Annotated in this window: 1 protein-coding gene; it reads left to right on the top strand. The window is 68.6% G+C overall.

Going from position 1 to position 405, the window contains the following annotated elements:
* On the top strand, window positions 1-403 hold a 403-nt coding region (gene rplQ, locus HG543_RS54230), incomplete at its 5' end, for a 50S ribosomal protein L17 (protein ID WP_169352743.1).
* Window positions 404-405 lie beyond the last annotated feature (2 nt).

Genomic DNA, 405 nt, shown 5'->3' on the forward strand with positions numbered 1-405 from the left:
GCTCATCACCCACGCCAAGAAGGGCGCGCTGCACAACCGGCGCGAGGTGATGAAGAAGATCCGCGACAAGGACGTGGTGCACACCCTGTTCGCCGAGATCGCACCGCACTTCGCGGACCGCGAGGGCGGCTACACCCGAATCATCAAGGTCGAGAACCGCAAGGGCGACAACGCCCCCATGGCCGTGATCGAGCTGGTCCGGGAGAAGACCGTCGTCTCCGAGGCCGACCGCGCCCGTCGCGCCGCCGCCGCTCAGGCTGCTGCCGCTCCGGTCGAGGCTCCGGCTGAGGAAGCCGCTGCCGAGGCTCCGGTTGCCGAGGTCGAGGCTGCCGGCGAGGGCATCGCCGATGCTCAGACCGCTGAGGCCGAGGCTGAGGCCACAGAGGATGAGGCCAAGTCCTAATC

It is taken from the genome of Pyxidicoccus fallax, assembly GCF_012933655.1.
GTDB lineage: Bacteria > Myxococcota > Myxococcia > Myxococcales > Myxococcaceae > Myxococcus > Myxococcus fallax.